Origin of the sequence: Arthrobacter sp. M4, from assembly GCF_020251205.1 — a bacterium.
GTDB lineage: Bacteria > Actinomycetota > Actinomycetes > Actinomycetales > Micrococcaceae > Arthrobacter.
Genome location: NZ_JAIWYX010000004.1, coordinates 1 through 12,367 on the forward strand (window position 1 = coordinate 1; position 12,367 = coordinate 12,367).

At 61.9% G+C, this 12,367-nt stretch carries 17 protein-coding genes; 1 reads left to right on the top strand and 16 read right to left on the bottom strand.

All coding sequences use genetic code 11. The annotated features are described in order from the left end of the window. Positions 1-183: 183 nt before the first annotated feature. From rpsQ to rpsJ, 11 genes are read right to left on the bottom strand one after another with little or no spacing between them, the layout of a single operon-like run. Entirely contained in the window at positions 184-492 is a 309-nt protein-coding gene (rpsQ, locus tag LD110_RS08415) for a 30S ribosomal protein S17 (RefSeq protein WP_225498166.1), read from the bottom strand. Continuing rightward, on the bottom strand, positions 489-812 hold the full coding sequence (gene rpmC, locus LD110_RS08420) for a 50S ribosomal protein L29 (RefSeq protein WP_308012420.1): 324 nt from the start codon (positions 810-812) through the stop codon (positions 489-491). Before rpmC ends, rpsQ begins: the two co-directional genes overlap by 4 nt. Before the next feature lie 2 nt (positions 813-814). Next, positions 815-1,231, bottom strand: coding sequence for a 50S ribosomal protein L16 (rplP, locus tag LD110_RS08425; RefSeq protein WP_021472412.1), 417 nt, complete (start codon positions 1,229-1,231; stop codon positions 815-817). Continuing rightward, entirely contained in the window at positions 1,232-2,053 is an 822-nt protein-coding gene (rpsC, locus tag LD110_RS08430) for a 30S ribosomal protein S3 (RefSeq protein ID WP_225498168.1), read from the bottom strand. Continuing rightward, on the bottom strand, positions 2,054-2,419 hold the full coding sequence (gene rplV, locus LD110_RS08435; protein WP_225498176.1) for a 50S ribosomal protein L22: 366 nt from the start codon (positions 2,417-2,419) through the stop codon (positions 2,054-2,056). Positions 2,420-2,457: 38 nt separating this feature from the next. Further along, positions 2,458-2,739 (bottom strand): 30S ribosomal protein S19, encoded by a 282-nt coding sequence (gene rpsS, locus LD110_RS08440; protein WP_003803803.1) that lies wholly within the window; start codon positions 2,737-2,739, stop codon positions 2,458-2,460. Positions 2,740-2,751: 12 nt separating this feature from the next. Then, positions 2,752-3,591 (bottom strand): 50S ribosomal protein L2, encoded by an 840-nt coding sequence (rplB, locus tag LD110_RS08445; protein ID WP_225498178.1) that lies wholly within the window; start codon positions 3,589-3,591, stop codon positions 2,752-2,754. Between the two features lie 28 nt (positions 3,592-3,619). Then, a complete protein-coding gene (gene rplW, locus LD110_RS08450; RefSeq protein WP_225498179.1) occupies positions 3,620-3,925 on the bottom strand; it encodes a 50S ribosomal protein L23 in 306 nt (101 codons plus the stop codon). Further along, the gene (rplD, locus tag LD110_RS08455) at positions 3,922-4,539 is read right to left on the bottom strand and encodes a 50S ribosomal protein L4 (protein WP_225498181.1); all 618 of its coding nucleotides are present in this window, start codon (positions 4,537-4,539) and stop codon (positions 3,922-3,924) included. Before rplD ends, rplW begins: the two co-directional genes overlap by 4 nt. Positions 4,540-4,543: 4 nt before the next feature. Beyond that, positions 4,544-5,194: a 50S ribosomal protein L3 gene (gene rplC / locus LD110_RS08460; protein ID WP_225498188.1), complete on the bottom strand. Its 651-nt coding sequence runs from the start codon at positions 5,192-5,194 to the stop codon at positions 4,544-4,546. A gap of 17 nt (positions 5,195-5,211) precedes the next feature. Continuing rightward, the gene (rpsJ, locus tag LD110_RS08465) at positions 5,212-5,520 is read right to left on the bottom strand and encodes a 30S ribosomal protein S10 (protein WP_003803825.1); all 309 of its coding nucleotides are present in this window, start codon (positions 5,518-5,520) and stop codon (positions 5,212-5,214) included. 396 nt (positions 5,521-5,916) lie between these two features. Between rpsJ and LD110_RS08470 the strand changes: the two genes are divergently transcribed. After that, entirely contained in the window at positions 5,917-7,344 is a 1,428-nt protein-coding gene (locus LD110_RS08470) for a GH1 family beta-glucosidase (protein WP_225498189.1), read from the top strand. Between the two features lie 9 nt (positions 7,345-7,353). Here LD110_RS08470 and LD110_RS23595 read toward each other — a convergent pair whose 3' ends face one another. The 5 genes from LD110_RS23595 to rpsL all read right to left on the bottom strand — a co-directional run bounded on the left by LD110_RS23595 (position 7,354) and on the right by rpsL (position 12,058). After that, the gene (locus tag LD110_RS23595; RefSeq protein ID WP_263855064.1) at positions 7,354-7,479 is read right to left on the bottom strand and encodes a hypothetical protein; all 126 of its coding nucleotides are present in this window, start codon (positions 7,477-7,479) and stop codon (positions 7,354-7,356) included. A gap of 123 nt (positions 7,480-7,602) precedes the next feature. Next, positions 7,603-8,793 (bottom strand): elongation factor Tu, encoded by a 1,191-nt coding sequence (gene tuf / locus LD110_RS08475; protein ID WP_225498190.1) that lies wholly within the window; start codon positions 8,791-8,793, stop codon positions 7,603-7,605. Between the two features lie 235 nt (positions 8,794-9,028). Continuing rightward, positions 9,029-11,143, bottom strand: coding sequence for an elongation factor G (fusA, locus tag LD110_RS08480; RefSeq protein WP_225498196.1), 2,115 nt, complete (start codon positions 11,141-11,143; stop codon positions 9,029-9,031). A gap of 68 nt (positions 11,144-11,211) precedes the next feature. Beyond that, the gene (gene rpsG, locus LD110_RS08485; protein ID WP_214863269.1) at positions 11,212-11,682 is read right to left on the bottom strand and encodes a 30S ribosomal protein S7; all 471 of its coding nucleotides are present in this window, start codon (positions 11,680-11,682) and stop codon (positions 11,212-11,214) included. A gap of 1 nt (position 11,683) precedes the next feature. Further along, positions 11,684-12,058: a 30S ribosomal protein S12 gene (gene rpsL / locus LD110_RS08490; RefSeq protein ID WP_225498197.1), complete on the bottom strand. Its 375-nt coding sequence runs from the start codon at positions 12,056-12,058 to the stop codon at positions 11,684-11,686. Positions 12,059-12,367: the final 309 nt, after the last annotated feature.

The window sequence follows — 12,367 nt, forward strand, 5'->3', positions numbered from 1 at the left end:
AAAACGCCGACGGCGTCACCAGGGGCAAACTTTGGGCCCGCCTTCGGTGACACAACCCTCGGAAAACCGGACCGCCGTCGTCGGGCGCTGCCCAAAACCTGCTTTGCATGACAGCACAATGTCCGCCACAAAACGGAAGCCCCCGTTCCGGAGGGAACAGGGGCTTCCGAACAGCAATCCTGTTTACTTGGCCTTTTCGAGGATCTCAACCAGGCGCCACCGCTTGGTAGCGGACAGCGGGCGGGTCTCAGAGATCAGAACCAGGTCGCCGATGCCGGCGGTGTTCTGCTCGTCGTGAGCCTTGATCTTCGAGGTGCGGCGAATGACCTTGCCGTACAGCGAGTGCTTAACACGGTCCTCGACCTGGACAACGATGGTCTTCTCCATCTTGTCCGACACGACGTAACCACGGCGCGTCTTGCGGTAACCGCGCTGCTTGACGGCGCCAGCGGTCTCGGTGTTCTCAGCCACCTTGTTCTCCTGCTCGCTCACTTGGCGTCCTCTCCAGCCTCAGCCTCGGCCGTTTCAGCCTTGGCCTCTGCCTTCTTGGACTTCTTGTCTTCCTTGGCTTCCACAACCGGTGCGGCAACCTCGGCACGAATGCCCAGCTCGCGCTCACGGAGCACGGTGTAGATGCGAGCGATGTCACGCTTGACCGCACGCAGACGACCGTGGTTCTCCAGCTGACCGGTGGCGGACTGGAAACGCAGGTTGAACAGCTCTTCCTTGGACTTGCGGAGTTCCTCAACGAGACGCTCGTTGTCGAAACCGTCCAGCTGTGCGGGTGCGAGATCCTTCGACCCTACTGCCATTTCTATTCACCACCTTCGCGACGCACAATGCGTGCCTTCAACGGCAGCTTGTGGATTGCAAGGCGCAGGGCCTCGCGAGCTACCTCTTCATTGACACCGGAGAGTTCGAACAGAACCCGGCCCGGCTTGACGTTTGCGACCCACCATTCCGGCGAACCCTTACCGGAACCCATACGGGTTTCGGCAGGCTTCTTGGTCAGGGGACGGTCCGGGTAGATGTTGATCCAGACCTTACCGCCACGCTTGATGTGGCGGGTCATGGCAATACGGGCGGATTCGATCTGACGGTTAGTGACGTATGCCGGGCTCAGGGCCTGGATACCGTACTCACCGAACGTGACCTTGGTGCCGCCCGTAGCAGCGCCGGAACGACCCGGGTGGTGCTGCTTACGGTGCTTGACTCGGCGTGGGATAAGCATTTAAGCCTCTCCTCCTTCTGCTGCGGGAGCAGCAGCTTCAGCGGCCGGCGCTTCAGCGGCAGCAGGAGCTGCCTCAGCGGCCGGACGGTCAGTACGACGGCGGCGCTCGCCACCGGGACGGCCGGGGCGGTCCCCGCCACGGCCGCGGGACGGAGCAGCAGCAGCCTGCTGAGCCAGTTCCTTGGCGGTGACGTCGCCCTTGTAGATCCAAACCTTCACGCCGATGCGGCCGAAGGTGGTCTTGGCCTCGTAGAACCCGTAGTCGATGTTCGCGCGCAGGGTGTGCAGCGGCACACGGCCTTCACGGTAGAACTCGGAGCGGGACATTTCGGCGCCACCCAGGCGGCCGGAGCAAGCAACACGGATACCCTTGGCACCGGCGCGCTGTGCGGACTGCATGGCCTTCTTCATGGCGCGGCGGAAGGCCACACGGGAAGTCAGCTGCTCAGCGATGCCTTGGGCAACCAGTTGGGCTTCGATCTCCGGGTTCTTGACCTCGAGGATGTTCAGCTGGACCTGCTTGCCGGTGAGCTTCTCGAGCTCGCCGCGGATGCGGTCGGCTTCGGCGCCGCGGCGGCCGATTACGATGCCTGGACGTGCCGTGTGGATGTCCACGCGGACACGGTCACGGGTGCGCTCGATCTCGACGCGGGCGATGCCTGCGCGCTCCATACCGGTGGACATGAGCTGACGGATCTTGACGTCCTCGCGAACGAAGTCCTTGTAGCGCTGTCCGGCCTTGTTGCTGTCAGCGAACCAGTGCGAAACGTGGTCGGTTGTGATGCCGAGACGGAACCCGTGCGGGTTTACTTTCTGTCCCACTTAGCGAGCCTCCTCTTTCTCCGGGGTAGCGACTACCACGGTGATGTGGCTGGTCCGCTTCTTGATGCGGTATGCGCGGCCCTGGGCACGCGGCTGGAACCGCTTCATGGTCGGGCCTTCATCAACGAATGCTTCGCTGATGATGAGGTCTCCTTCGTCAAAGGCAACGCCGTCGCGGTCTGCGAGAACGCGGGCGTTGGCCACTGCCGACTGAACTACCTTGAATACCGGCTCGGAAGCTGCCTGCTGGGCAAACTTCAGAATTGCCAGAGCCTCATTCGCTTGCTTCCCACGAACAAGGTTGACGACGCGCCGGGCCTTCATAGGCGTTACGCGGATGTGGCGCGCAATTGCCTTGGCTTCCATTGCTTTCCTTCTCTCGTCTATTTCCGTAGAACGAGCGCCTAGCGGCGCTTGCCCTTACGGTCGTCCTTGACATGGCCGCGGAAAGTCCGCGTGGGAGCGAATTCGCCGAGCTTGTGCCCGACCATCGACTCGGTGACAAACACCGGGATGTGCTTGCGTCCGTCGTGAACGGCGATCGTGTGACCCAGCATGTCCGGGATGATCATCGAACGGCGGGACCAGGTCTTGATGACGTTCTTGGTGCCCTTTTCGTTTTCCCTGGCGACCTTCACAAAGAGGTGCTGGTCAACGAAAGGACCTTTTTTCAGGCTGCGTGGCATGTTTCCAGGCTCCTATCGCTTGTTCTTGCCAGTACGACGGCGACGAACAATAAGCTTGTCGCTCTCTTTGTTGGGACGACGGGTGCGGCCCTCGGGCTTGCCGTTGGGGTTGACCGGGTGACGACCACCGGAGGTCTTACCCTCACCACCACCGTGCGGGTGGTCAACCGGGTTCATGGCGACACCGCGAACGGTCGGGCGAACACCCTTCCAACGCATACGGCCGGCCTTGCCCCAGTTGATGTTCGACTGCTCGGCGTTGCCGACCTCGCCGACGGTTGCACGGCAGCGCACGTCAACGTTGCGAACTTCACCGGAAGGCAGGCGAAGCTGGGCCATGCGGCCTTCCTTGGCGACGAGCTGAACGGAAGCACCAGCGGAACGGGCCATCTTGGCACCGCCACCCGGGCGCAGTTCAACAGCGTGGATCACGGTACCAACCGGGATGTTGCGCAGCGGCAGGTTGTTGCCCGGCTTGATGTCAGCGTCGGGGCCAGCCTCGACGAAGTCACCCTGGTTCAGCTTGTTAGGGGCAATGATGTAACGCTTGGTGCCATCAACGTAGTGCAGGAGGGCGATGCGAGCCGTACGGTTCGGATCGTACTCGATTTCAGCAACGCGGGCGTTGACGCCGTCCTTGTCGTGGCGACGGAAGTCGATCAGACGGTACTGGCGCTTGTGGCCACCACCCTTGTGGCGGGTGGTGATCTTACCGGTGTTGTTGCGGCCGCCAGTCTTGGTCAGCGGGCGAAGCAGCGACTTTTCCGGGGTCGATCGCGTGATTTCGGAGAAGTCGGCCACGCTGGAGCCGCGACGGCCCGGCGTAGTCGGCTTGTAATTACGGATTCCCATTATTTATTCCTCGTTAAAGTGGTCTCCGCTACGCGAGCGGACCGCCGAAGATGTCGATTGTGCCTTCCTTCAGGGTGACAATCGCACGCTTGGTGCTCTTGCGCTGTCCCCATCCGAACTTGGTGCGCTTACGCTTACCGGCACGGTTGATGGTGTTGATCGAAGCGACCTTGACGGAGAAGATCTTCTCCACGGCCAGCTTGATCTCGGTCTTGTTCGAGCGGGGGTCCACCAGGAAGGTGTACTTGCCCTCGTCGATCAGGCCGTAGCTCTTTTCCGAGACGACGGGTGCAAGCACTACGTCGCGCGGGTCTTTGATGGTGGCTGCGCTCACTTGGCATCCTCCTCGTTCTTTGCCTTGTTGGCGACGAACGCCTCATAGGCTGCCTTGGTAAAGACCACGTCGTCGGAGATGAGCACGTCGTAGGTGTTCAGCTGGTCTACGTAGAGAACGTGAACTTCCTCGAGGTTGCGCACGGACAGTGCGGCAACGTCGTTGGCGCGCTCGATCACAACGAGCAGGTTCTTGCGCTCGGAAACGGTGCGCAGAGCGGCCAGAGCTTCCTTGGTGGACGGCTTGGTGCCGGCGACCAGTTCGTCAATGACGTGGATGCGGCCGTTGCGGGCGCGGTCGGACAGGGCGCCGCGGAGAGCAGCAGCCTTCATCTTCTTGGGGGTGCGCTGGCTGTAGTCGCGCGGCGTCGGGCCGTGGACGATGCCACCACCGGTCATGTGCGGTGCACGGATGGAACCCTGGCGGGCGCGGCCGGTGCCCTTCTGCTTGAACGGCTTGCGGCCAGCACCGGAAACCTCAGCGCGGGTCTTGGTCTTGTGGGTACCCTGGCGCGCAGCAGCGAGCTGTGCGACGACGACCTGGTGCAGCAGCGGCACGTTGGTCTGGACGTCGAAGATCTCTGCGGGCAGGTCAACCTTCACAGTGTTTGCCATTGGATTAGGCTCCCTTCACAGCGGAACGGACGAGCACGACCGAGCCGCGGGCACCGGGGACGGCACCCTTGATCAGGAGCAGCGACTTCTCCGCGTCAATTGCGTGAACGGTGAGGTTCAGCGTGGTGTGACGCACAGCGCCCATGCGGCCGGCCATTTTCAGGCCCTTGAAGACGCGGCTCGGGGTGGATGCGCCACCGATGGAACCGGGCTTGCGGTGGTTCTTGTGCGCACCGTGGGAGGCACCGACACCGGCGAAGCCGTGACGCTTCATAACACCGGCGAAGCCTTTACCCTTGGTGGTACCGACGACGTCGATCTTCTGGCCGGCCTCGAAGAGCTCAACAGAAAGCTCCTGGCCCAGCTCGTAGGACGCGGCGTCAGCGGTGCGCAGTTCGACGACGTGGCGGCGCGGGGTAACGCCGGCCTTCTCAAAGTGGCCAGCCAGCGGCTTGGTCACCTTGCGGGGGTCGATCTGGCCAAAGCCGATCTGGATGGCGGCGTAGCCGTCGTTGTCAGCGTTGCGCAGCTGGGTGATGACGTTGGAGTCAGCCTGGACGACGGTCACGGGGATGAGCTTGTTGTTCTCGTCCCAAACCTGGGTCATGCCGAGCTTCGTGCCCAGCAGGCCCTTAACGTTGCGGGTTGCGGTCATAGTCTCTCAGCACCTCCCTAAAGCTTGATTTCGATGTTCACGTCGGCGGGCAGGTCGAGACGCATGAGCGAGTCGACGGCCTTCGGCGTGGGGTCGATGATGTCGATCAGACGCTTGTGAGTACGCATTTCAAAGTGCTCACGGCTGTCCTTGTACTTGTGGGGAGAGCGGATAACGCAGTACACGTTCTTCTCCGTCGGCAGCGGCACCGGGCCGACTACCGTTGCGCCTGCGCGCGTGACCGTCTCAACGATCTTCCGGGCTGAAACATCAATGACCTCGTGGTCATATGACTTCAGCCGGATGCGGATTTTTTGTCCCGCCATGTCGCCTGACTCTCTTTCGATAAGTGCTGCACTGTTTACTTGCCTATTGCATGTGGCTGCCGAAGCATTTGAAGTAGTACTACCACCAGCCGCACAAGCTGAATCCGGACAATTCCGGGTTCCTCAACCTGCCGGCCCGCCGACCCCCGCGGTCGGGCGTGTCGCGGTCAAAATGACACACGCGCGCCCTTATTCCTTTGAGGGACTGGGTTATGTTTGGGCTTCAGCTTGGACCCTGACACCCGGCATTATCCGGATCGGGACGCGAAGAAGCGCTTGAACAACTCATCTAGTATGCCGGAGATCGAGCCAAGAAGCCAATCGGAGCGGGACGGCACGGTGAGGCCACCGGGGCTGGCATTGCGAATTGCCAGACGGCGACATGAAGATAGGGGCATGACTGCCCGGGACACGCCTGCGGTGGAGGACCTGGCGCAACGCCTCAGGCCCGGCTTCGTGCTTGGTGTGGCCGCGGCGGCCTTCCAAATCGAAGGGGCTGTGGCAGCCGACGGCAAAGGTCCGTCCACCTGGGACGCCTTCGCCGAGCAGCCAGGCAGCATTGTGGGTGGTGACTCCCCCGCAATAGCGTGCGACCACTATAACCGTTCAGATGAGGACGTCGCCCTCCTGCGCGAACTCGGCGTGGACTCCTACCGCTTCTCCCTGTCTTGGCCGCGTATCCAGCCAGATGGCCGGGGTAGCATCAACCAGCGCGGCCTGGACTTCTACGACCGCCTCATCGACAAACTGCTGGCTGCTGGCATATCACCCATGGTGACGCTGTTCCATTGGGACACTCCCCTGCCGTTGGAGCGCGACGGCGGCTGGCTGGCACGTTCGACGGCGGAACGTTTCGCCTCGTACGTGGCCGCAGTGGCGGCTCGCTTCGGTGACCGCGTGGCACAGTGGGTGACCCTTAACGAACCGGTGTCGGTTGCCCTCCAGGGATACGGCCTTGGCGTCCATGCCCCTGGCCGGAAACTCTTGTTCGGCGCACTGCCTGCCGCCCACCACCAGCTGCTTGGCCACGGACTGGCCGTACAGGCACTCCGGGCTGCCGGCGTCGTAGGGAAGGTTGGAGTGTCCAATATGCACTCCCCCGTTCGCCCTGCGAGCAACACGCTCCTCGACCGGATCATGGCTAGGGCCTTCGATGTGCTCATCAACAGGATCTACGCCGATCCCATCCTGCTTGGCAGATACCCCAATCCGCCCATACAGGTCCGCCCCTGGTTCAGGGCATTGCGCAGGGTGCCGGCTGCCGATCTCAGGACGATCAACCAGCCCCTGGATTTCTATGGCGTCAACTACTATTACCCGGTCCGGGTAGCTGCCGGCGTTGGACCGGGCGGGACGCCAGAGGGCAACGCAGCAGCGCAGGCTCGCTTGCCCTTCCATCTCAAGGACTTTCCCGAGTACGAGACAACGGGCTTCGGCTGGCCCGTTGCGCCCGAACACCTCGGCATCCTCTTGCGTGAAATCAAGGACCGCTACGGCAAGGCGCTCCCGCCCGTGTACATCACGGAAAGTGGTGCAAGCTTTCCCGAACCCGGGCATGTCTCCGGGCCCGTGCGCGACGTCCGGCGGATCCGTTATCTGGCAGAGCATCTGGGGCACGCGCTCAAGGCCACCGGCCCGGGCGGGCTGGCACACGACGTCGAACTTCTGGGTTATTACGTCTGGACGCTGCTGGACAACTTTGAGTGGGCCGCCGGTTACTCCCAGCGTTTCGGGCTGGTGCACGTGGATTTCGACACACTCAAGCGGACGCCCAAGGATTCCTACTACTGGTACCGTTCGCTGAGCAAGGCCCGCCTGGCCTGACGGTCCCGCTCATTGATTGCGGTTGGCCCGCCTAATCTTCTTGGCGCGCTCGATTTCGTGCTTGAAGTACTTACGCCCCCAAAGCACGCCGGCGCCTACGGCCACCACAATGACCAGGAAAATGAGCCATTCCATGGCTGCTCCTTTCTCTCATCAGCAACGCTACAAAAGAAAACCCCGCCGCACGAAGCGACGGGGTTTTCTAAGGTCACGGCTGGCTGCGGGGCAGCCCTCCGATCACCGATCTACAAGCAATGACTACTTGAGGATCTTGGTGACACGACCCGAACCAACGGTGCGGCCACCCTCACGGATAGCGAAGCCGAGGCCCTCTTCCATAGCGATCGGCTGGATGAGCTCAACGGTCATCTCAGTGTTGTCGCCCGGCATGACCATTTCGGTGCCCTCGGGGAGGGTGATAACGCCGGTCACGTCCGTGGTACGGAAGTAGAACTGCGGGCGGTAGTTCGAGTAGAACGGGTTGTGGCGGCCGCCTTCGTCCTTGGAAAGGATGTAGACGTTAGCCTCGAAGTCGGTGTGCGGGGTGATGGAGCCCGGCTTGACAACAACCTGGCCACGCTCGACGTCGTCGCGCTTCAGACCACGAAGCAGCAGACCACAGTTCTCGCCAGCCCAAGCTTCGTCGAGCTGCTTGTGGAACATCTCGATACCGGTGACGGTGGTCTTCTGGATCGGGCGGATACCAACGATCTCAACTTCGGAGTTGATGGCGAGGGTGCCACGCTCGGCGCGGCCCGTCACCACGGTGCCACGACCGGTGATGGTGAAGACGTCTTCGATCGGCATCAGGAACGGCTTGTCACGGTCACGAACCGGGTCCGGAACAGACTCGTCAACAGCAGCCATCAGGTCCTCAACGGACTTGACCCAAACCGGGTCGCCTTCGAGTGCCTTGAGGCCGGAAACGCGGATAACCGGAGCGTCGTCACCGTCGAAGCCCTGGGAGCTCAGGAGCTCACGAACTTCCATCTCAACGAGGTCGAGCAGTTCCTCGTCCTCAACCATGTCAGCCTTGTTCAGGGCGACCAGCAGGTAGGGAACGCCAACCTGGCGGGCGAGCAGAACGTGCTCGCGGGTCTGGGCCATGGGACCGTCGGTTGCGGCAACCACCAGGATAGCGCCGTCCATCTGGGCAGCACCGGTGATCATGTTCTTGATGTAGTCAGCGTGACCCGGAGCGTCCACGTGGGCGTAGTGGCGCTTCTCGGTCTGGTACTCAACGTGGGAGATGTTGATGGTAATACCGCGCTGGCGCTCTTCCGGAGCAGAGTCGATCGACGCGAAGTCGCGCTGCTCGTTGAGAGTCGGGTACTTGTCGTACAGCACCTTGGAAATGGCGGCAGTCAGCGTCGTCTTACCGTGGTCAACGTGACCGATGGTGCCGATGTTGACGTGCGGCTTAGTCCGCTCGAACTTTGCCTTTGCCACAGGTTCCTCCTAGAACGATTTCAAGTGACTTGCTTCTCGGCCACGCTTTTCGCGGCAGAAACTCCAGCAAGTCTACTTGGGGGCTTTGTTTTGATGAAATTGCAGATTCAGGAACCACTGGTAGTTCCCAGACCCTGTTCGTACGGGGGACGGGGCCGCGGCGTCATCCGCCGCCCCGCCGCCCGTACCGGATGCTTTTCCCCTAGAGGAAGCGCACCCAGGTTGCACCGGGTGATTACTCGCCGCGGGTCTTCTGGATGATCTCGTCGGCAACAGCCTTCGGGACCTCGGCGTAGCTGTCGAAAGTCATCGAGTACACAGCGCGGCCCTGCGTCTTGGAACGCAGGTCGCCGATGTAGCCGAACATCTCGGACAGCGGAACGTTGGCCCGAACGACCTTCACGCCTGCTGCATCTTCCATGGACTGGATCATGCCGCGACGGGAGTTCAGGTCACCGATCACGTCACCCATGTATTCCTCAGGGGTACGGACCTCGACGGCCATCAGCGGCTCGAGGAGAACAGGGTTGGCCTTGCGGGCACCTTCCTTGAACACCTGGGAGCCGGCGATCTTGAACGCCATTTCAGAAGAGTCAACATCGTGGTAGGCGCCATCGAGCAGGATTGCCTTGACGCCGACCATCGGGTAGCCGGCCAGGATACCGAACTGCATGGCGTCTTGGATACCGGCGTCAACGGAGGGGATGTATTCACGAGGAATACGGCCACCGGTGACCTTGTTTTCGAATTCGTAGAACGTGCCGTCCGTAGTTTCCAGCGGCTCGAAGGAGACCTGGACCTTTGCGAACTGGCCGGAACCACCGGTCTGCTTCTTGTGGGTGAAGTCGACCTTCTCCACGGCGCGCTTGATGGTTTCGCGGTACGCAACCTGCGGCTTGCCGACGTTTGCCTCGACCTTGAATTCACGGCGCATGCGGTCAACCAGGATGTCCAGGTGGAGTTCACCCATACCTGCGATAACCGTCTGGCCGGTCTCCTCGTTGAGGGACACCTGGAAGGTGGGGTCCTCAGCGGAGAGCTTCTGGATGGCGGTGGAGAGCTTCTCCTGGTCACCCTTGGTCTTCGGCTCGATCGCCACGGAGATCACGGGCTCCGGGAAGCTCATGGATTCCAGGACGATCTGGTTGGAGGGATCGCACAGGGTGTCGCCCGTGGTGGTGTCCTTCAAACCGATGGCTGCGTAGATGTGGCCAGCGGTGGCTGCGTCGACCGGCATTTCCTTGTTGGCGTGCATCTGGAACAGCTTGCCGATGCGCTCCTTCTTGCCCTTGGTGGAGTTGACCACCTGGGCACCGGACTCGACGTGGCCGGAGTACACGCGGATGAAGGTCAGCGTGCCGAAGAACGGGTGGGCGGCGATCTTGAAGGCCAGGGCGGAGAACGGCTCCTCAGCGCTCGGCTTACGGGTCAGCTCGGTCTCTGCGTCGCGGGGGTCGTGGCCGATCATGGCCGGGACGTCCAGCGGGTTCGGCAGGTAGTCGACGACGGCGTCCAGCATCGGCTGCACACCGCGGTTCTTGAACGCGGAACCACAGAAGACCGGGTACAACTCGGAGTTGATGGTCATCTTGCGGATGCCGGCCTTGAGCTCGTCAATGGTGAGCTCTTCGCCTTCGAGGTACTTCTCCATGAGTTCCTCGGAAGCTTCGGCAACCGTCTCCACCAGCTGGGCACGGTATTCCTCGGCCTTGGCCTGCAGGTCGGCCGGGATCTCCTGGACCTCGTAGGAGGCACCCATGGTCACGTCACCCTTGGCATCGCCAGGCCAGACAAAGGCCTTCATGCTCAGCAGGTCGACAACGCCAACGAAGTCGTTCTCGGCACCGATCGGCAGCTGCATGACCAGCGGCTTGGCACCGAGGCGGCTGATGATGGTGTCGACGGTGAAGTAGAAGTCGGCACCGAGCTTGTCCATCTTGTTGACGAAACAGATGCGGGGGACGTTGTACTTGTCAGCCTGGCGCCACACAGTCTCGGACTGCGGCTCCACACCTTCCTTGCCGTCGAATACGGCTACAGCGCCGTCGAGGACGCGCAGGGAGCGCTCAACCTCAACGGTGAAGTCCACGTGGCCAGGGGTGTCGATGATGTTGATCTGGTTCTTGTTCCAGAAACAGGTCACGGCCGCGGACGTGATGGTGATGCCGCGTTCCTTTTCCTGCTCCATCCAGTCCGTCGTCGAAGCACCATCGTGCGTTTCGCCGATCTTGTGGTTCACACCTGTGTAGAACAGGATGCGCTCGGTGGTAGTGGTCTTTCCGGCATCAATGTGTGCCATGATGCCGATGTTGCGGACCTTGTTGAGGTCTGTAAGCACGTCCTGTGCCACGGGGTCTCCCTTTCGGATGAACTACACGTTCGCCGCCGGCCCGGCGGGCCGGCGGCGACCGGGAAGTATTACCAGCGGTAGTGGGCGAAGGCCTTGTTGGACTCGGCCATCTTGTGGGTGTCTTCGCGGCGCTTCACAGCGGCACCGAGACCGTTGGAGGCGTCCAGAATCTCGTTCTGGAGACGCTCGGTCATGGTCTTCTCACGGCGGGCCTTGGAGTAGCCCACCAGCCAGCGCAGAGCCAAGGCCGTGGAGCGGCCCGGCTTGACCTCGACCGGAACCTGGTAGGTGGCGCCACCAACGCGGCGGGAGCGGACCTCAAGGGAAGGCTTGACATTGTCCATGGCCTTCTTGAGGGCTGCAACGGGGTCGCCGCCGGTCTTGGCACGGGCACCTTCGAGGGCACCGTAGACGATGCGCTCAGCGGTGGACTTCTTGCCGTCGACCAGGACCTTGTTGATCAGCTGGGTGACCAACGGGGAACCGTAGACGGGATCGGAAACGAGCGGCCGCTTGGGGGCCGGACCCTTGCGAGGCATATTACTTCTTCTCCATCTTTGCGCCGTAACGGCTGCGGGCCTGCTTGCGGTTCTTGACACCCTGCGTGTCCAGGGCGCCACGGACGATCTTGTAGCGGACACCCGGGAGGTCCTTCACACGACCGCCACGGACGAGCACAATCGAGTGCTCCTGCAGGTTGTGGCCAACACCCGGGATGTACGCGGTGACCTCGATGCCACCGGTGAGGCGGACACGGGCAACCTTGCGGAGGGCCGAGTTCGGCTTCTTCGGGGTGGTCGTGTATACACGCGTGCAAACACCGCGGCGCATGGGGTTGCTCTTGAGGGCGGGTGCCTTGGTCTTGGAGACCTTCGGCGTGCGGCCCTTGCGGACCAGCTGGTTAATCGTAGGCACTTTCGTGTTCTCCGTTATATCTGGAGCAGGCGTTTCCGACCGCTCACTTATTGCCATGCCTCGCCGCCCGAGCTTTGAAGTTGTCTCCAGAGCAGCCGAGGCGAAGCCTTCAATAGTCGCATTGCACGCTCATGGCCGTCCCGCTGTCGGAACGTCTCCTAGGCATGCAAAAATGTGGCATCCGTTGCACAGGAACCCTGCAACCCGGAAACGTCGCTCGGACCCTGCCTCTCGGCTGAATCGGCGCACTCATCCACTGCCACAAATAACAATCGCAGACCAGTCTAGCACGGCGGGGAGCCGCCCCCT